The organism is Paenibacillus sediminis (assembly GCF_017873765.1).
GTDB classification, from domain to species: domain Bacteria; phylum Bacillota; class Bacilli; order Paenibacillales; family Paenibacillaceae; genus Paenibacillus_AG; species Paenibacillus_AG sediminis.
The window spans coordinates 65779-84451 of sequence record NZ_JAGGKP010000008.1 but is presented as its reverse complement, the minus strand read 5'-3'; the positions used below and the strand labels follow the sequence as shown (position 1 = coordinate 84451).

The 18673-nt window shown below is 43.3% G+C and carries 18 protein-coding genes and 1 riboswitch; of the genes, 13 read left to right on the top strand and 5 right to left on the bottom strand.

What is annotated here, in order from left to right:
* Positions 1–22 precede the first annotated feature (22 nt).
* The 5 genes from J2Z20_RS14045 (at position 23) to J2Z20_RS14025 (ending at position 7299) form a co-directional block, all read left to right on the top strand.
* Complete coding sequence (locus tag J2Z20_RS14045; protein WP_209851504.1) at positions 23–2119, top strand: peptidoglycan D,D-transpeptidase FtsI family protein; 2097 nt, start codon at positions 23–25, stop codon at positions 2117–2119.
* A gap of 130 nt (positions 2120–2249) precedes the next feature.
* Positions 2250–4244 carry a peptidoglycan D,D-transpeptidase FtsI family protein gene (locus J2Z20_RS14040; RefSeq protein ID WP_209851499.1) on the top strand — a complete coding sequence of 665 codons (1995 nt, stop codon included), beginning with the start codon at positions 2250–2252 and terminating at the stop codon, positions 4242–4244.
* Positions 4245–4390: 146 nt separating this feature from the next.
* Positions 4391–5131, top strand: a complete 741-nt coding sequence (locus J2Z20_RS14035; protein WP_209851496.1) for a Cof-type HAD-IIB family hydrolase — start codon at positions 4391–4393, stop codon at positions 5129–5131.
* Positions 5132–5157: 26 nt separating this feature from the next.
* Positions 5158–5643, top strand: coding sequence for a DUF456 domain-containing protein (locus tag J2Z20_RS14030; RefSeq protein ID WP_209851591.1), 486 nt, complete (start codon positions 5158–5160; stop codon positions 5641–5643).
* Between the two features lie 21 nt (positions 5644–5664).
* Complete coding sequence (locus J2Z20_RS14025) at positions 5665–7299, top strand: putative polysaccharide biosynthesis protein (protein ID WP_209851492.1); 1635 nt, start codon at positions 5665–5667, stop codon at positions 7297–7299.
* 16 nt (positions 7300–7315) lie between these two features.
* Here J2Z20_RS14025 and J2Z20_RS14020 read toward each other — a convergent pair whose 3' ends face one another.
* Complete coding sequence (locus tag J2Z20_RS14020) at positions 7316–8617, bottom strand: DUF2515 family protein (protein ID WP_209851488.1); 1302 nt, start codon at positions 8615–8617, stop codon at positions 7316–7318.
* 115 nt (positions 8618–8732) lie between these two features.
* Between J2Z20_RS14020 and J2Z20_RS14015 the strand changes: the two genes are divergently transcribed.
* The 7 genes from J2Z20_RS14015 to J2Z20_RS13985 all read left to right on the top strand — a co-directional run bounded on the left by J2Z20_RS14015 (position 8733) and on the right by J2Z20_RS13985 (position 15691).
* Positions 8733–9074: a thioredoxin family protein gene (locus tag J2Z20_RS14015; protein WP_209851485.1), complete on the top strand. Its 342-nt coding sequence runs from the start codon at positions 8733–8735 to the stop codon at positions 9072–9074.
* Positions 9075–9227: 153 nt separating this feature from the next.
* Entirely contained in the window at positions 9228–10148 is a 921-nt protein-coding gene (locus tag J2Z20_RS14010) for a COX15/CtaA family protein (RefSeq protein WP_209851482.1), read from the top strand.
* Positions 10149–10257: 109 nt separating this feature from the next.
* Positions 10258–12027: a UbiD family decarboxylase gene (locus J2Z20_RS14005; protein WP_209851479.1), complete on the top strand. Its 1770-nt coding sequence runs from the start codon at positions 10258–10260 to the stop codon at positions 12025–12027.
* Positions 12028–12058: 31 nt separating this feature from the next.
* Complete coding sequence (locus J2Z20_RS14000; protein ID WP_209851476.1) at positions 12059–12763, top strand: Cthe_2314 family HEPN domain-containing protein; 705 nt, start codon at positions 12059–12061, stop codon at positions 12761–12763.
* Between the two features lie 93 nt (positions 12764–12856).
* A riboswitch (SAM riboswitch) is annotated at positions 12857–13004 on the top strand.
* Between the two features lie 87 nt (positions 13005–13091).
* Positions 13092–14108, top strand: coding sequence for a methionine ABC transporter ATP-binding protein (locus J2Z20_RS13995; protein WP_209851472.1), 1017 nt, complete (start codon positions 13092–13094; stop codon positions 14106–14108).
* 2 nt (positions 14109–14110) lie between these two features.
* Entirely contained in the window at positions 14111–14779 is a 669-nt protein-coding gene (locus tag J2Z20_RS13990) for a methionine ABC transporter permease (RefSeq protein WP_209851588.1), read from the top strand.
* A 54-nt stretch (positions 14780–14833) separates the two neighbouring features.
* On the top strand, positions 14834–15691 hold the full coding sequence (locus J2Z20_RS13985; RefSeq protein WP_209851470.1) for a MetQ/NlpA family ABC transporter substrate-binding protein: 858 nt from the start codon (positions 14834–14836) through the stop codon (positions 15689–15691).
* 56 nt (positions 15692–15747) lie between these two features.
* On the opposite strand, the gene J2Z20_RS13980 is transcribed toward J2Z20_RS13985, so the two are convergent.
* The 3 genes from J2Z20_RS13980 to J2Z20_RS13970 all read right to left on the bottom strand — a co-directional run bounded on the left by J2Z20_RS13980 (position 15748) and on the right by J2Z20_RS13970 (position 17253).
* Positions 15748–16518 (bottom strand): alpha/beta fold hydrolase, encoded by a 771-nt coding sequence (locus J2Z20_RS13980; protein WP_209851467.1) that lies wholly within the window; start codon positions 16516–16518, stop codon positions 15748–15750.
* Between the two features lie 76 nt (positions 16519–16594).
* Positions 16595–16771: a hypothetical protein gene (locus J2Z20_RS13975; RefSeq protein WP_209851465.1), complete on the bottom strand. Its 177-nt coding sequence runs from the start codon at positions 16769–16771 to the stop codon at positions 16595–16597.
* A 239-nt stretch (positions 16772–17010) separates the two neighbouring features.
* Positions 17011–17253, bottom strand: coding sequence for a NifU family protein (locus J2Z20_RS13970; RefSeq protein ID WP_209851462.1), 243 nt, complete (start codon positions 17251–17253; stop codon positions 17011–17013).
* 80 nt (positions 17254–17333) lie between these two features.
* Between J2Z20_RS13970 and J2Z20_RS13965 the strand changes: the two genes are divergently transcribed.
* Complete coding sequence (locus J2Z20_RS13965; protein ID WP_209851459.1) at positions 17334–17588, top strand: YuzB family protein; 255 nt, start codon at positions 17334–17336, stop codon at positions 17586–17588.
* Here J2Z20_RS13965 and J2Z20_RS13960 read toward each other — a convergent pair.
* Entirely contained in the window at positions 17585–18646 is a 1062-nt protein-coding gene (locus J2Z20_RS13960) for an NAD(P)/FAD-dependent oxidoreductase (protein WP_209851457.1), read from the bottom strand. The two genes, J2Z20_RS13965 and J2Z20_RS13960, sit on opposite strands and share 4 nt — an antisense overlap.
* Positions 18647–18673 lie beyond the last annotated feature (27 nt).

Genomic DNA, 18673 nt, shown 5'->3' with positions numbered 1-18673 from the left:
GCAAGAAAGGAAATGCTTCTTTATGAGTCAATCCATGATGGATGATCCGCAAAAACAAGAAAATATTTATAAGCGTCAGTTTGCGGTGCGCCTTAATATTTTCTTCTTTAGTACGTTTATAGTGTTCACTGTTTTAATTGTTCGATTAGCTATATTGCAATTCGTGGAAGGGCCTACTCTTAAAGAGCAGGAAGCGAGTATAGCAACGAAAAGTGTAGCCATTCCGCCGATTCGCGGTACGATTTATGACGCTTCGGGTCAAAAGATCGCATACTCAACTTCAACGCAATCGTTATATTTTACATTGGACAAAGATTACAGCAAGCCTGAGAATGAACCGGAAGTGCAAAAGATTTCGAAAAAATTAGAACAGATTTTCAAAACTTACGGTGATCCAAAGGAAGCGATGACTCAACAACAAATCATCGATGCGATGGATATCCATTATCGTAAAAACTATGGTTATACACCGAGACGGATCAAATCAGGATTGACGGATAGAGAAATTGCATATTTTTTAGAGCACAAGGATGATATGCCTGGATTTGATATCGTTGAAGAGAGTATTCGTCATTACGATACAGACCGAGTTGCTGTACAGACTGTCGGATATCTGAAGAAGTTTAATTCCGTAATTGATCCGAAGTATGGACTCGATTTCTACAAATCGAAGGTTAATGAGACGGACCCGCAAAAGCAATATTTAGGTAATGAAGATGTCGGGTACGACGGTATTGAGTACATGTTTCAAGATCAGCTTCGCGGTATAAAGGGATTAAAGACTTTTCCGGTCAATTCTAAGAACCAAATTAGCGGTCCTATGAAAATTACGCCTCCACAAAAAGGCGACGACGTATGGCTCACGATTAATAAAAACGTTCAATTGGCGACTCAAAAAGCGATCATGGATCAGCTTAAATATTTACAGACGACAAGCAATCCGGTAGTGAGGGCTCCAAACGCCAAGACAGGCTTTGCCGTAGCGATGGAAGTGAAGACGGGGAATATCGTCGCGATGGCCAGCATGCCTGACTATGACTCTAACATTTGGGCTCAAGGACCGATGTCTAGTGAGCAGCTCAAAGAAATTGCACCTTTCTACCCGAATGGGACGATTCGTGAAGTTTACCAATCTTACGGCTCTAAAGAGGAAAGTTACAAACATCCGTCTTCCACAGTGTTACTCGGTTCAACGATGAAACCGCTCAGTGTTCTCATCGGACTGAATGAAGGATTATTTACAACGACAACGACTTATTATGATCGTGGCTTTGCCCAGTTTGGTAAGGCAGGTCATGAAACAAAGGTTAATAACTCTCATCACCATGCATATGGACCTATCGACCCGGCAGCGGCCATTGAACATTCCTCGAATGCCTTTATGGTCGACATGGTCGGCAAGAGATTGTATAACAAATACGGCAGCAAAGGCATTGAAGTATGGGATAAATATATGGAGCAGTTTGGCTTAGGTGTGTCCACACAAAGCGGACTTCCTGGTGAAGCAACGGGTTTGAAAGAGTATCTGCATGAAGCTAAGTCGGGAAGTGCACAGTCTGCGCTTGCATTTGCTGCATTCGGTCAGCAGGGGAAATATACGACACTCCAGCTTGCACAATATGTGAACACGCTCGCGAACAGAGGTGCACGCTTAAAACCGAATCTAGTGAGCAAAGTGACCGATCCTCAAGGCAACGTTGTCGAATCATTTGGCCGTACAGTACTTAATACGGTTAAATTTGATAAGAGCTACTGGGATGAAATTACTACAGGGATGAACAGTAGTGTTCAAGGCTTTGAAGGGTTCCCTTATGATTTTGCTCGTAAGACAGGTACTTCTCAGCAGCTCGTTGGCGGTAAGCTCGTAGAGAACGGGGTATTAATCGCATTTGCCCCACGGAAAAATCCAGTGCTGGCGGTTGCAGTTGTCGTTCCAGAAGGCGGCTTCGGTGCGAACAGTGCAGCGCCAATTGCTCGGAAAATTTTCGATGCGTATGATGAATACGTTGGACTTACAGGCACGCCTAAAATTAAACAGCAGACTAACAATGCTTCGTCAAATAGCACGGCTGCAATTGCGGCATCGCAGGCAGGTGTACGGAAAACTGCTGGTCACTAAAATACGGACAATAAGAGTCATGTTCCTGATGAGGAGCATGGCTCTTTTTTCTTGAATAATGTCCTCTCGTTCGGATATCCATTTGTGGTAATATTAGGTATATTATCATGATTTGGAAAGCAGGTCGTATATGAAAAACCTATTGCCAAACAAAGAGAGGGAAGCTGAATCGAAACGAAATCGCCAATTTGCCGTTCGGCTGAATGTATTTTTCTTCAGCGCGTTTACTATCTTCTGCCTCATTATTATTCGTCTAGCGATACTTCAATTTGTTGAAAGTCCAACTTTAACAGAGCAAGAGACCAGTATCTCCGTGAAAGAAGTGCCGCTTCCGCCTATGCGCGGGACCATTTATGATGCATCTGGGCAGAAAATTGCGTACTCTACTCCGGCGCAGTCTCTTTATATTACGTTGCTCAAGGATTATAGCCAGCAATCTGGCAACTACGAAGAAGCGCTCAAGATCGCCGAAGGTTTAGTAAAGGTGTTCAATACGTACGGCGATCCGAATGGAGAGCACCTTACCGTCTCTGATGTCATCAAAGCGATGGATGTTGATTATAGAAAATATTCAGGGTATGTCCCGCGGCGTATCAAGATGGACTTAACAGAAAAGGAAATCGCCCATTTCATGGAGCGCAAAGACGACTATCCTGGCATTGAAGTTGTGGAGGATAACGTAAGACATTACGATCCTGCTGGAGTTGCTGTGCAGACAGTCGGTTATATTCGAAAGTTCAAAGGTACGATGAGTCTCGATAAATATAAAGCTCTCGCTGTTAACAGCCTAGATGATCCGAGTCTTCAATATTCTGAAATGGAGGACGTAGGGTTTGATGGGCTCGAGTTCATGTATCAAGATGACCTTCGAGGACGGAACGGCTTTAAAACGATTCCCGTAAATCCTAAAAATATGGCCGATGGGCTAGCCGAAGTGACGCCTCCTGAAAAAGGGCACGATTTATGGATGACGATTCATAAAGGAATACAGCTCAGGGCAGAACAAGCCATTCTAGATCAACTCCACTATTTGCAAAACACGAAAATATCAGGCGAATATCACAAAAATGCGACGACCGGTTTTGCGGTTGCTATGGAAGTAAAGACAGGAAATATTATGGCCATGGCGAGCATGCCGGATTATGATCCGAATATATGGCGCGCGGGAAGTATTTCTGCAGAAGATTACGAAGCGATCAAAAATATTTATTTAAATGGAACGATTCGTTCGTTCCCTTCCGGTCAAGAGGGTCAGCATCCCGAATCTGTTGTGTTGATGGGTTCGACGATTAAGCCGCTCAGTGTATTAATTGGACTTAATGAAGGCTTTTTCACGACTTCTTCTACTTATCAAGATCGCGGGATTGCTTATTTCGGTAAAGAAGGCCATGAAACGTCAGTGCGCAATTCCAGCAATCATGTCTATGGAACAATGGATCCTGCAAGGGCGATCGAAAAGTCTTCCAACGTCTTTATGGTTGATATGGTCGGTAAGAAATTGTACACCAAATACGGCAGTCAAGGCATTGATGTATGGGATAAATATATGAAGTCCTTTGGACTCGGCGTTTCAACAGAAGTCGGTCTGCCTTATGAGTATTTAGGATTCCGGGAATACGTGAGAAAGGAAAGCGGAAGCGCACAGGCGGCACTTGTGTATGGCTCTTTCGGACAGCAGGGAAAATATACGACTCTGCAGCTTGCACAATATGTCGCAACCATCGCGAATAATGGGAAAAGAATAAAGCCGCAGCTTGTCAGTAAAATTACAGATAACCAAGGTAATATTGTAAAAACATTTAAACCCGAAGTGCTGAATGAGGTCAAATTTGACAAGGCCTACTGGGAAGAAGTGAAACGTGGAATGAAGAGCAGCGTTCAGGGCTTTGAAGGATTTCCGTATGATTATGTTCGGAAAACGGGTACTTCACAGCAAGTCGTAGGTCATACAATCGTCGATAACGGTGTATTCATCGCTTACGCACCTGCCGACAACCCCGTGCTGGCTGTAGCAGTCGTTATTCCTGAAGGCGGGTTTGGTGCGTACAGCGCGGCTCCAGTAGCTCGCAAAATATTTGACGCTTATGACGAAGTGTATGGACTAAGCGGTAAGCCAAAGGAATAAACATGAAATATAAGCAAACATCAATCTCTCTGAAGCCTTCGGAGGGATTTTGACGTTTAAGGGCTAGCTTTGTTGAAAAAGGTTGATTATGCTAAAATAGCAATGCATGTACAACGTGAATTGACTATGGCATCAGGAGGATATAGATGAACTCATTAAAATATAAATTGTTAGCCCTTGATATGGACGGAACGCTTCTAACAGATGAACAAGAAATATCACCTGAAACAGAGAAATGGATTAAAAAAGCGGCGGATGCAGGTGTGCACGTCTGCTTGTCTACAGGCAGAGCTTTTGTGAATGCGGTGCCTTATGCGAAGCAATTAGGTTTGTCCACACCTATGATAACCGTTAACGGCAGTGAAGTGTGGCGTGCTCCTCACGAATTACACCGCCGGGTATTGATGGATGTGGAGCTTATTAAACAGCTGTATCAAATTGCCGTAGAGAAAAATACATGGTTCTGGGCATATTCTGTTTCTGGACTTTACAATAAAGATTCTTGGGCCAAAGATATCGAACAAGAGGAATGGCTGAAATTTGGCTATCATACTGAAGATGACGAAGTCCGTCATGATATTCTCATGCAGCTTCAAAATATGAAAGGCCTTGAGATTACGAACTCTTCTCCATATAATTTAGAAATTAATCCGCAAGGCGTATCGAAAGCGAGCGGAATTCAGGAAGTGTGCAAGCTGCTAGATATTGATATGTCTGAAGCGGTAGCTGTTGGGGACAGCACGAATGACCTAGCCGCAATTCAAGCTGTCGGATTAGGTGTAGCTATGGGAAATGCTCAGCAGGTCGTGAAAGAGTCTGCTGACGTTGTAGTCGCATCTAACAATGAGGACGGGATTGTGGAAGTGATTCGCGATTATATTTTATAAATCAAGGAGTGAATCCTTAAATGACGATGGCGATCATTGGCTGGATACTGATCATTGCGCTGTTTGCAGTCGGGCTTGCCGGTGCTGTATATCCGGTACTTCCCGGTGCTTTGGCGATCTATTTCGCGTTTTTCGTGTACGGCTGGTTTTTCTCTTTCGAGCCGTTTGGAGTCTGGTTCTGGATCATTCAGACGCTTATTGTGGTCGTGCTCTTTGCAGCGGATTATATCGTCAATGCATGGGGCGTTAAAAAATTTGGCGGTTCTCGAGCTTCCACAATACTTAGTACGATAGGTGTCATTGTCGGACCATTCGTCATTCCGGCATTTGGACTTGTGCTTGGTCCCTTCATTGGTGCGGTAATTGGGGAGCTTCTTAACGGTTCGTCACTTGAGAAATCGCTCAAAGTAGGCTTTGGTTCAGTGGTCGGTTTGTTCAGCAGCATTGTCATGAAAGTCATTCTGCAAATCGTCATGATTGTACTGTTTATCATTTGGGTAGCATGGTTTTAAGCAGAGAAAGAGGGGAACGTTTTGTCAAAGAAAGAATCGTTTATTAGAGGGACGCTTATTTTAGCCGCTGCGGCGCTCGTGGCGCGCGTCCTTGGTCTGGTGCAGAGAATTCCGCTGGAGCATATGCTTAATGATGTTGGCGATGCCTCGTTTTCAATTGCGAATAATGTATATTTGGCGCTGCTTACGATCGCAACCGCGGGCATACCGAGTACACTCAGTAAAATGGTGTCCGAGCGATATGCGCTGGGTAAGCGGGCGGAAGCAGAAAGAGTCTACCATGCGGCGCTCATCTTCTCAGCTGTAATGGGTGTGATTATAACGATTGTGCTATACGTTCTAGCGCCATTCTATGCAGCAAATATATCTAAACAACCTGAGGCAGCGCTCTCCCTTCGCGCTTTAGCGCCTGCCCTCTTATTGTTTCCAACGATTGCGATGATGCGCGGCTATTTTCAAGGCCGAAATATGATGACGGCTGGCGGCATTTCGCAAATTGTGGAGCAATTTCTTCGGGTAGGCACAGGGATTGCTCTAGGGTATGTGCTTTTGTATTCAGGTTATAACGATAAGTGGATAGCGGCAGGGGCGTCTTTTGGCGGTGTGCTAGGCAGCATCGGGGCTTTTGCCGTCATGATTTACTATTCGGTCAAATTGCGTCAAGATGATAAGGCGGCTCTACTCCGAGATGGGACGAGCGGTGCGTTAATTCCGATGCGGCAAATTTATGTGGATATTTTCAAAATATCGATTCCGATCGTGTTGTCATCTCTAGCCGTTCCAGCCGTGAACATGATTGATTCTTCCATAGTGAAGCCGCTTCTATTAGGAGCGATGGGTGAAGCACAGGCGACCGAAGCGCTTGGTATTCTTGGCGCTAGAGCGCAGAGTATTGCAGGGATACCGCCGATTCTTGCCATTGCTTTGAGTACATCACTCATCCCTATTATTTCGGCTGCTTTTGCCCGTAAAGATGAGGAGCATTTGCGTAATCAAATTACGCTCGCGATGCGAATTTCAATTTTGACAGGAATGCCGATTGTCATTATTTTGTGTGCTGCAGCCTATTCTTTGAACGGTCTTATATTCAGCAGCTTGGGCGGCAGTGAAATTATTGGCGTCCTTACGTTCGGGACGATTTTTCAAATTACAATGATGACTTCGAACTCGATCTTAATTGGTGTAGGCAAAACCAATTTGACGATGAAGCACGTGCTCGCTGGAATTGCTGTGAAGCTGATTTCCAGCTATGCGCTCGCCAAATGGCTTGGCGTATACGGAATATACGGAATCATTGTTTCGACAGGGTTATGTTTCCTTGTCATTACGATTCTTAATGTTCGCGCTCTTAAGACCATTGTTCCATTCTCTATTCTTGGGGGACGGTGGGCAGGTTTTGTAATTACCGTTATTTTGCTGGGAGCGGCAGGTTTTGGACTGAATGAAGCGGGAATACAGCTAGTAGATATGATGCCGGCAAGACTTGCCTTCTTCATCGCCTGCTGTTTAGTCGGGATGGTTGTACTCGCTCTTTATCCGGTATTGCTCATTCTATTCCGCGTTGTTCGTGAAAATGAGCTGTCAAGCTATCCTAAGGTACTGCAGAAGGTACTTCGCCCGCTTATGAAATTGCAGCGTTCTCGATCCGTTGGTTAATATAACTCAAGGCTGGTCAGCTCGTTATTTGTGCGATTGTATCGTGGGCGAGCGCAATTTTCTCGATGGCGAGACGGTGCTCATGAGACATTTCAAAGAGAAATGGACGTTTTGGCCTGCCTAAATGTCTTAGTACTTTGCTATCCTGCAGCCAATCAAAGCGAGAAATGGCTTCATAAGGGATATCTGACCATACCTTTTGCAGAATTGGACTATATATTTTTTGACCGGAAGGAAGCCATTCCTGCTTAAGAAGCTCTGATAACTCATTAGGAGTAGTCAGAGCTTCTTTGCGTTCGGTTGTAAATAGACCTGGCCAATAATCGGCTCTAGAGCCGCGATGGGGTGTTGAGGCAGCAAACGATACAGCTCCGTCCAGCACATCCTGGTAACCAAATAACATCGCGTACAGCGTCTTGCCGAATTCAATCCGTTCATCGACATTGGCGAAATGTTCGAGTACGAGTCCAGTTAAGCTGGTCTCTGGAAGGAAGTTTGTATTCTTTGAATTATCACTTGAAGCGGAGAGACTGATTGGGAAAATAACCTGGTTTAACTGGACCCACTCATGAACTTTAAAGTCCATTTGATGAAATACATTCTGAATGAAGAAGGGATGCCGGACGACTCTTCTCTCAATATAATTTTGTTCGTTAATTATAAGTGCTGTTGATAGGAGCGGGCTCGAGCGATCGAGCCAAAAGCGTTCCCAAAATGGACGCATAAAGCGCGATATATGAAATGAAGGAAGCAGATGAAAGAGGCTTTTGCCGAGTTCCTTGCTTTTCATATAGAGCAGAAGCTGCGGATAAGCATCTTGAAATATTAAAGCATTGCATCGTTCTAAAAAGCGATACATATTTTGTCTATATTGTTCTTTCATGAGCGAATGGAGCAGACCGCCTTGTAAATCGGTCATATTCCAGCCTGCATTTCTCGATACCATATGAGCTAGAAAAGCCCAGTGAAGCTCGGGATAAGCCATATAGCATTCCAAGTAGGCATTTGTTCGAGTAATATTGCTTGCATTATGGATGCTTGTCTGTCTATGTATCTCATTTACGATGATGAGTTCTTCGTCGTTAAGTGTTTGTTCGGCAGATGAGGAGGATTGCTTAGGATTCATTTTGTTATAGCGAGTTCCTTCGCCTATCATTCGTTCAATTTGCTTCTCGATGGTGTGAACACAAGCCTCTTTCCATTCTAGGTTTCGTTTGTTTTGCCGCAGGCGTGAGGATGCGTACCAGCTCGCTCTCTTCCCTCTAATCATTTCAGCAATGATATTTGGAAGATAACGAAAAAGCCGAATGATATTCATAGAGCTCCCCTCCTTTCATTTACAGACTTTTGCCTACAGTATAGCCATAAAAGTTGACATTCACTCTTGATAGTGATTGACTAATATTATGACGAGTAGAAAGGAATGAAACCAAATGAGACAAATTACATCCAAAGCGGATTTTACAGAAAGTATTCAATCTCCGAAGTTAGTTGTAGCCGTATTTAAGGCAGATTGGTGCGGGGACTGCAAATATATTGAACCATTTATGCCTGACGTTGAGCAAAAATACAATCAAATCGAGTTTATTGAGATTGACGTAGATCAACTTGAAGAGGTAAGCAGTGAGCAGAATATTCTCGGTATTCCAAGCTTTGTAGCTTATACCGATGGCAGAGAACTCGTTCGTTTCGTTAATAAACTTCGTAAATCTAGAGAAGAAATTGAACAATTTCTTGATCGGGCTGTTGAAGTATATAACGCTATTCACAAATAAGAAGAAGCAAGAGGCGATGCACCGCTGCTTTAAGGCAGCGGTGTTTTTATTTCAGATTTTGTCACAAACAAGTTGGCGAATATATCGTCATATCGGTTATAATTGAATGTGGCTTCAAAGGCGATAAATTAACAACGTAGCAGGTGAGGAATTTTGACAAACAAACAATTGAAATGGTTGAGCTACGTTACTTGTCTAGTAATATTTTTCGTGACACTAGGCGGGAATCTGGTAACGAAGACGGACTCCGGACTTGGTTGCGGCAGAGAATGGCCGTTATGTCACGGACAATTTGTACCAGCTCACACCGTAGCTTCCTTAATTGAATATTCGCACCGCGCTGTTAGCGGTTTTGCTGGAATAGCTGTACTTGTCACTTTTCTAGCTTTTTGGCGATATAGTAAAGATCGTCGTGATTTGCAAATCTTTTCGTTTTTAGCTTTGTTTTTCGTTATTGTACAAGCTTTTATGGGTGCTCTTGCAGTTATTAAACCGCAGTCAGCACTAGTCTTGGCATTCCACTTTGGCTTTTCGCTCATCGCTTTTGCAAGTTCAGTCATGCTTGTGTTTGGTGCACGTAACAAAGAAAAAGCTCAAGTGAATCAAGATGCTCATTTACCTCGAATATCTAAAGGTTTGCGCAATTTTACATGGTTAGTATTGATCTACTCATACATCGTCGTTTACATTGGAGCCTATGTGAGTCATACGTACTCTGCAGGCGCTTGCGCCGGCTGGCCGTTATGTAATGGACGAATTGTTCCTGAGTTAACTGGCAGTGTTGCCATAGCGTTCATTCACCGGGTTGCAGCGATGATTTTATTTATTGGTGTTGCGATCCTTGCGCATTTTATGTACCACAACAATCATGGCAATCGCGAATTGCAAGTTCTTAGTATCGCTGCTGTCGTCCTATGCTTGTTGCAAATTTTAAGCGGGGCGGCTATTATTTTCACCCTTTATGATCCAGAACGCTATATTTTTGCTGCCCTTGCACATAATTTGATCATTTCCTTGCTGTTCTCTGTATTAAGTTATTTGAGTGTTCGGGCATGGCAACTTAACAAAAAATGACGATTTGCAAAGACGATTCACATACAGAAACAAAGTCCGCGAATGAATTCGAGGGCTTTGTTTTCTAATAAGAAAGTACAATTTTTCACGTGATACGGGAGGAATGTGAGTGAGTTATCAAAATTTAAGACAGTGGATTGAAGTGCTTCGTAAAGAAAATGATCTAGCGATCATTGATGTGCCCGTAGATCCTTATTTAGAGCTGGCAGAGATTCATCGCCGCGTGATCGAAGAAGGAGGACCTGCGCTGCTCTTTACGAACGTGAAAGGAACGCCTTTTCCTGTAGCTACTAACCTTTTCGGTACAAGCCGCAGGGTCGATTTAGCATTCGGGCCAAGACCGGAGCAGCTTATGAAACGATTAGTGGGAGCGGCGAAAACGCTTCTGCCTCCAACACCTAAAGCGATTTGGGGCGAACGGGGACTCATTAAAGAGATTTTTAAAGTAGGACTTAAAAATGTTCCTACGAGTGAGGCTCCAATCCTTCAAGTGTCCAGAACGAATTCACCTCTTGCCCCTCTTCCAAAAGTGACGAGCTGGCAAGATGATGGTGGACCATTCCTTACCCTCCCGCTTGTATATACGGAAAATCCAAATGATGCTAAGGATCATAACATCGGGATGTATAGAATCCAGCTGTATGATGATCAGACGACAGGTATTCACTGGCAAATTCAAAAAGGCGGAGGTTTTCACTATTTTCAAGCTGAGCAGCAAGGTAAATCACTGCCTGTATCGATTTTTCTTGGCGGTCCTCCGGCACTCATTGCTTCTGCCATTGCTCCCGTCCCAGAAGGACTTTCTGAGCTGCTTTTAACTTCGCTTATTATGGGTGAGAAGCTTCCAATGGTCCAAAGCCCTTCAGGCGTGCATCGTTTCCCGGCAGAAGCGGAATTTGCCATTACGGGCATGGTGAATCCGTATGAACGTCGTCCAGAAGGACCTTTTGGAGATCATTTTGGATATTATTCGCTTCAGCATGACTTCCCGGTATTTCATGTGCAGAAGATGTGGCATCGTAAAGACGCCATTTATCCAGCTACTATTGTCGGTAAGCCTCGGCAAGAAGATTATTACTTAGGCGAGTTTTTGCAAAGACTTCTCTCTCCAGCTTTTCCAATGGTCATGCCGAAGGTGAAGTCACTGTGGACATATGCCGAAAGCGGCTTCCATGCGCTTGCTTCTGCGATTGTACGAGAAAGTTATTCTAGGGAAGCTCTTGTATCGGGCTTCCGCATTTTAGGCGAAGGGCAGCTGTCACTAACGAAATTTCTCATGCTGACGAATGTATCAATTGACCTGGAAAATTTCAAACAATTGCTTGAAACAGTACTTAGACGGTTTAATCCGCGTACGGACTTATTTATATTTAACAATACATCGCATGATACTTTAGACTATACAGGGAAAAAATTAAACCATGGAAGTAAGGCGATTATGCTGGGTGTTGGGGAGCCTATTCGCGATTTGCCTAAATCGTATGAAGAGGGCGATATTGCGGAGATTGAACAGATTTCTCCATATCACGATGGATGCCTTGTCGTCTCGGGGGCTTCTTATGAACAGGAGCCGGAGCTTCCTAAGCGGTTGCTGCAAAGACTTCGTGAACGCACAACAGCATGGCCGCTCGTTATACTCGTGGATGACGCTGAGCAAGTCGTTGCTACGCAAACATCGTTCCTGTGGACTGTCTTTACACGGTTCAATCCAGCGGATGATATCTATGCACATGCCGACGTTGTCCAAAACGGGCTTGCTTATGATTTGCCGCTAGTTATCGATGCGCGCATGAAGCCAGGTTATCCAGATGAAGTCATTCCTCGTGAAGATATAGTGAAGCTTGTCGATGATCGGTGGAAAAGCTATTTTAGCATATAATTCAAAGCTCTGAATAGAGAGGATGAGATCGGTGCTGCGAAGTTTATTAGGTGAGCCTCCTCGGCAAAACGAGGGCATTTTTGCGAACGCGGTGAACATCATGGATGAAATGGCACAGCTTATGCGGCAAGAAATTGAACGTGCTCAAGACCCAAGTCATGATTTTCGCAAAATCGAAATATGGACAGGCGGCCTAATCTCCTCTCTTAATGAGCTGGAGGAAAGCTTGTTTGCTGCTGCTTTCTTCCGCGAAAAAGTAACGGCAGGCTATCCGAGCGATATGTCGGGGGGCGAGAAAAATGACTACGCGCGTTACGTCTATTTTTATAAAAATGGATTTATCCGTGTATTCTCCATTCTCGATAAATTGGGGACAGTGCTGAATGAGTTGTTCGATTTGCAAACCTCGAAGGTGAAGGAGCATTTTTCGTATTTTACAGTGCTTCGCCAGCTGCGAGAAATACAGAAGCATAGTGTTCTTGCCTTGGATTTGACGGAGATTAAAGAGCATTACAAGCATTCTGTAGGTCAACTTCGCAAGCGGCGGAACACAGAGATTCATTATATGAACGCAGAGATGCAGGATGATTTGTGGCAGCGGCATCAAGCTCTTCATGAAAAAGTGAAGCTTGAACATTTGGATCAGCATTTATTTGAACTGAGAGAAGGACTTGATATGGTATGCCGCTCGCTTTATGCTGCATTTAGCTATGTGAATCGCCAGTGGAAAAAATAATTTTTTATGATCATTATAAAATTTTCCTTTGACATTTGGTTGCCTGTGAATATATACTTGGTCATGTTAATTGAAAATTAAAAACTTCATATTTTCTTATCAAGAGAGGTGGAGGGACAGGCCCGATGAAACCCAGCAACCGATTCTAATTTGTAAGTTACGAGCGGTAACTTCAAATTGGGATGCCATGGTGCTAATTCCTTCAAAATCGCTGTAAAAAGGCGGTTTTGGCAGATGAGAAAAGGCAATGACTTTACGTAAAGAGAGCCCTTTTTGATTCTGCAAAAAGGGCTTTTTATTTTATATTCTTTAGAAGGGGGAACAGTGGTTGATTCAGCTAAAGCAATTGACCAAGTCGTATGGAAAAGGCAGAAAAGTGACTACTGCGCTTTCTGATTTAAATCTTTCCATCCAAAAAGGTGAAATTTTTGGTGTGATTGGTCATTCAGGAGCCGGCAAAAGTACGTTGATCCGCTGTATTAACTTGCTCGAGCGGCCAACATCCGGCGAAGTGTGGGTAAATGGAGTTGAACTAACCGGGCTAAGCAAGAAGCAATTACAGGAACAGCGCCGTAAAATCGGAATGATTTTTCAGCACTTCAATCTGCTATCTTCAGCAACGGTTTATGATAATGTCGCTTTTCCGTTACGTTTAACGAAAACATCTAAAGAGCAAATCGATCGGAAAGTGAATGAGCTGCTCTCATTGGTTGGTTTAGAGGAGCACAAGGATAAGTATCCTGCTCAGCTGTCTGGCGGACAGAAACAACGGGTAGGTATTGCACGCGCGCTTGCCAGCGATCCTGACGTACTCCTTTGTGATGAGGCAACGAGTGCGCTTGACCCGCAAACGACGAATTCGATTTTGAAACTGCTTCTTGATATCAATAAGAAATTTAATATCACAATTGTTCTCATTACACATGAAATGCATGTCATTCAGAGCATTTGTGATCGGGTCGCAGTCATTCATGAAGGAGGAATCGTTGAACAGGGTCCAGTTACCGAGGTGTTCTTAAAGCCGCAGCATTACGTTACGCGGGAATTCATTCTGAGGGATGAAGCTAACAACGAGGCACTGCAAATCGCCATCGAAGCCCCGCATTTGGATTCGTCAAGAGCGGCGAAGATTACGTTTGTGGGTGAGATGACTTATGAGTCGATTTTATCACAAACGTCTAAAGATACAGGGGTGAATTTTGCAATATTGCAAGGTACGATTTCAACGATTAAAGATGTTCCATATGGGCAGCTCATTGTTCGTTTCGAAGGGGATAAAAAGGCGATCGATCAAACGATTAAAGTACTGACTGGGCAAGGTCTTGATGTGGAGGTGATCGAATGACCATCATGGGACTTGATTTCTCGCAAGTGAACTTGGACGAAATTGTCACAGCTACGATCGACACACTCAAAATGCTTGGCTTCTCAGCACTCTTCACATTTATTATCGGGTTACCGATCGGGATCATCCTTTATTTGTCGGCAAAATCCAGCTCGTGGTTGGTTAAGGCCTTTTACCGGATCATATCTATTGTCGTCAACATTCTACGCTCGGTACCGTTTGTCATTTTGCTGGTCGCTATTATTCCGTTCACGCGGCTTATTGTTGGGACTTCGTTAGGGGTACTAGGAACGATCCCGCCGCTTGTGATCTCAGCAGCTCCGTTCTTCGCACGGCTTGTCGAAACAACGCTTCGTGAAGTGGATCGCGGTGTTATTGAGGCGGCTCAAGCGATGGGAGCATCCTTACCGCAAATTATTAGTAAAGTGCTGCTGCGCGAAGCTTTTCCTGGGCTGCTCGCATCGATGACGATGACAGCTGTTGCTTTAGTATCTTATACAGCAATGTCAGGTATGGTTGGCGGCGGCGGACTTGGCTCACTAGCCATTAACTACGGGTATTATCGCTATGAATCAGAAGTTATGATTTTAGCAGTTATTATTATGGTGATCTTAGTGCAACTGCTGCAAATGGCTGGAGATAAATTAGTGCTTCATTTTACGCGGAAGTAAGAAATTATTTAAATATAAATTTCGAGCTTATTAAACATTGGGGAGGAAACAGAAATGAAAAAATGGTTATTATCTGTACTAAGTTTAACGCTAGTTCTCGTACTAGCAGCTTGTGGAGCTGATAAAGCTGCTGATAAGAACGAAGGAGCAAGTACAAGTACGAATACAACAACTGCAACTGAACCTGCACAAAAAACAAAATTGGTTGTCGGTGCTTCAGCTGAACCGCATGCTAAAATCTTGGAATTCATTAAACCTAAATTAGCAGCAGAAGGAATCGATCTTGAAATTAAAGTATTTACGGATTATGTTCAACCGAACACACAATTGTATGAAAAACAATTGGATGCGAACTATTTCCAACATAAACCTTATCTTGATGATCAAAATAAACAACGCGGTATGAACCTTGTTCCAGTTGTTGGTGTTCACGTAGAACCTTTCGGTGCTTATTCTAAGAAATACAAAAAAGTTGATGAAATTCCAAACGGTGCAACAGTAGCAATTCCTAACGATGCAACGAACGGCGGACGTGCTCTTCTATTGCTTCAAGCTAATGGTTTGATCAAACTTAAACCAAATGCAGGTATTGAAGCAACACTTAAAGATATTACAGAAAATCCTAAAAACTTGAAATTCATCGAGCTTGATGCAGCAATGCTTGCTCGTCAATTGGATGAAGTGGATTTGGCTCTCATCAACACGAACTATGCGCTAGAAGCGAAATTGGTTCCAACGAAAGATGCGCTCTTCATTGAAGGTAAAGATTCTCCTTACACGAACCTCTTGGTCGCTCGTGAAGATAACAAAGATTCGGATGCCATTAAGAAATTGGCAGCTGCTCTTACAAGTGAAGATGTTAAAAAATTCATCAATGATACCTACAAAGGATCTGTCATTCCAGCATTCTAAATCTGAAATATTTATATCTAATCCCGCTGCACGAAATTGTGTTAGCGGGATTTGTTTTATTTTAAGCGATGTATGAACTGTCTAATTAATCTATTCAATTGATCGGCTTGTTTCGTAGGAATACGGTGATCAGCACCTTTGATAGTTACGAGCTCATTATTCGGCAATCGTTGACTTAACAGCTCGGCGTATGGCTTAAAGAGTTTGTCTTTTCCTCCGTGAATGAGAAGTACAGGCTGTTCTATGTTTCCTAATTGAGCTGTACAGTTATATTGCAAACTATATTCGTAATACTGCTCCGCATTGTTAGCATTGGCTTTCTTAGCGTCATGGAATAACTGCCAAAATAAACGCGGTCTATCTGCTTGTGTCCAAGCAGTGGATAGTGCAATTGCCCGAATTGCTCCTATTTTGGCAAACATTCGGCCGTACGATATTCTGCTTTTTAACGTTTTGTCACTTACTTCGGACATCCCGCCAATGACTATACCGCCTAATGCCAGTTCCGGGTGGGTTAACAGAAATTCGAGTACGACTGAGCCCCCTGTGGAATATCCGCACAAATAAGCTTTTTCAATATTGAGCGAAATCATCAGCTGCTTAATATCTTCTACAATTAAAGGATAGGTGATGTTCATGTTCGAAGGCTCACTCTTTCCATGCCCTCGAATATCAAAAGCGATGATACGAAAGTAAGGAGATAAACCTTCCATCTGATATTTAAAATTTAAGCTTGTTAATACGGGAGGATGAACGAAGATGATAGAAATTCCTTCTCCATTGTCCGTATAATACATATTATTACCGTTTATATTCATATATGGCATCTGAGGCACATCCTTCAGAGAAGTACAAATAAACAGCCGAGATGTGGCGCATTCGGCTGTTTATTCTAGAAAATGATTATTTCCAAGCTCGGATCATTCTACGAAATGGTTGCTGTAACATTTGACGACGAGCGTTACCGCTCATTCGGCGACGCGTCCATCCAAGGGCAGTGGCGCCAACTCCTAGAGCTAACAACGACAGAATAGTTCTTCGATTGTTCATCCTACCAAGTATAGACATTACCCGTTGCATACAGTCTCACCACCTTATTATGAATAATTCCGAACGACCATTATTGTGCTCGAAGCACGATCTCTTCATTCAATGTTTTATTTCCAGAAACGTACACCTATTTGGATTAGACATTAACTTCACTTTTTCTTATACTTAAGTTATAGGAGAACTGTTATTGGGTAAGTTTCAGAATCTATGAACAAAAAAGAGTCTTAAGCTCCATAATAAGCTCAAGACTCTCTTGAAATGCTATATGATTAAAATACTTGTACAACTTCTTCGACGCCTTCCACTTCTTCAAAAAGTGCGCGTTCGATCCCTGCTTTCAGGGTAATTGTGGAGCTTGGGCAGCTGCCGCATGCACCCATCAATCTTAATTTAACGATGCCGTCTTCAACATCGACGAGTTCCACGTCACCGCCATCGCGTTGCAGGAACGGGCGAAGTTTATCAAGCACTTCTGCGACTTCATCATACATTGTCGTTTGTGCGTTGCTCATATTTTCAACTCCCTTCTTAGGTATATTATATTACAAAGCATTGCAAAAATAAAATGGTTAAACAAAGCAGGTGACTATACATGAGACCGATTATCGAATTTTGTACGAACAATATGCATCATGGTACAGATGAAGTGATGGAGAAATTAGAGCAAAATCCCGATTATGATGTTTTAGAGTACGGATGTCTAGGCAACTGCACTCTATGCTATATGTTTCCATATGCCATGGTGAATGGCGAAATTATCGAAGCGGAAACCGCTGATCAATTATATGAACTAATTCTAGATAAAATTAAAGAAATTGAAGCATGGGATGCCATTGATTTCGATTAACCGAAGTGGCGTTTCGATTTCCAGAGCACTCCGCTTTTGAGTAAGCGAGGTACGAAACCAACGACGGATCTTTTCCCCATTAGCCCGAATCCAGCTTTCTTGCCTAGAGAACCTAGCGTTCCTCTAGTTTTGAGCGGATAAAGGCGTGGGGTTTCATTTTTCCATAAAGCTTGTACGATATGTCCGATTTGTTTGCCTTGGAGCCCTGCGATTTGCGCACTTGGGGCATAAGGTAAGCTAGCACAGTCGCCAATAACATACACTTCTGGGTGTTCAGGAATTTGGTGGTATTCATTGATGACAATTCGGCCCTTATTGTCTTTAGGAACATTCAAGTCTTTAACCACTTTCACCGGTTCAATGCCTGCAGTCCATACCGTCACGTCTGAAATGATTTCTTCGTCTCGGTTATAAACGGCCCCTTGTTCCACTCGAGAAACAGAAATATTGGAGAGCGTATTTACATCATGCTCCCGGAACCAATCTTCTACATATTGACTCATGTTATTTGGAAATGAGGATAATAAATGCGGACCGCGGTCAAGAATATTAATATTGAGGTCGGGGCGGCTCTCACGCAGCTCTGCAGCAACTTCAATACCGCTCAAACCGCCGCCGACAATGTTTACATGTCCATAGGGTTTAACATCATTTAAAAGTTGATAAGTTCTTCGCGTGCTGGAAAAAGATTGGATACTGGCTGTGTATGCATCTGCGCCAGGAATATTATGATAACAGTCTGTGCAACCAAGTGCGATTGCCAGTTGATCATACTCTAAAGGATCATCTTCATGAAAATAAATAAGTCGATTGTCTGGATCAATAGAAGTGACATCGCCATATTTAATTTGCAATCCTGGATAGGAAGGAAAAGGAACTCTTAACTCGTGATCAGAAGCAGTTCCTGCCGCAAGTGCATAGTACTCCGTTTTCAATCCTTGAAAAGGCATACGGTCAACCAGTATGACGGTGGTGTCTAGAGGAATATCACCTTTAAAAAGAGTGTCGATGAGAGCAAGCCCTCCATAGCCCCCGCCAAGAATGACGAATTTCTGCATTTCAATCGTTCTTCCTTTCTCTGTTCC

Coding starts and splice junctions, on each gene's coding strand:
- J2Z20_RS13985 (WP_209851470.1), top strand. CDS start 14,834: ATGAAAAAATGGTTATTATCTGTACTAAGTTTAACGCTAGTTCTCGTA.
- J2Z20_RS14035 (WP_209851496.1), top strand. CDS start 4,391: ATGAACTCATTAAAATATAAATTGTTAGCCCTTGATATGGACGGAACG.
- J2Z20_RS14020 (WP_209851488.1), bottom strand. CDS start 8,617: ATGAATATCATTCGGCTTTTTCGTTATCTTCCAAATATCATTGCTGAA.
- J2Z20_RS14040 (WP_209851499.1), top strand. CDS start 2,250: ATGAAAAACCTATTGCCAAACAAAGAGAGGGAAGCTGAATCGAAACGA.
- J2Z20_RS13980 (WP_209851467.1), bottom strand. CDS start 16,518: ATGCCATATATGAATATAAACGGTAATAATATGTATTATACGGACAAT.
- J2Z20_RS13960 (WP_209851457.1), bottom strand. CDS start 18,646: ATGCAGAAATTCGTCATTCTTGGCGGGGGCTATGGAGGGCTTGCTCTC.
- J2Z20_RS14015 (WP_209851485.1), top strand. CDS start 8,733: ATGAGACAAATTACATCCAAAGCGGATTTTACAGAAAGTATTCAATCT.
- J2Z20_RS13965 (WP_209851459.1), top strand. CDS start 17,334: ATGAGACCGATTATCGAATTTTGTACGAACAATATGCATCATGGTACA.
- J2Z20_RS13970 (WP_209851462.1), bottom strand. CDS start 17,253: ATGAGCAACGCACAAACGACAATGTATGATGAAGTCGCAGAAGTGCTT.
- J2Z20_RS13975 (WP_209851465.1), bottom strand. CDS start 16,771: ATGCAACGGGTAATGTCTATACTTGGTAGGATGAACAATCGAAGAACT.
- J2Z20_RS14045 (WP_209851504.1), top strand. CDS start 23: ATGAGTCAATCCATGATGGATGATCCGCAAAAACAAGAAAATATTTAT.
- J2Z20_RS14030 (WP_209851591.1), top strand. CDS start 5,158: ATGGCGATCATTGGCTGGATACTGATCATTGCGCTGTTTGCAGTCGGG.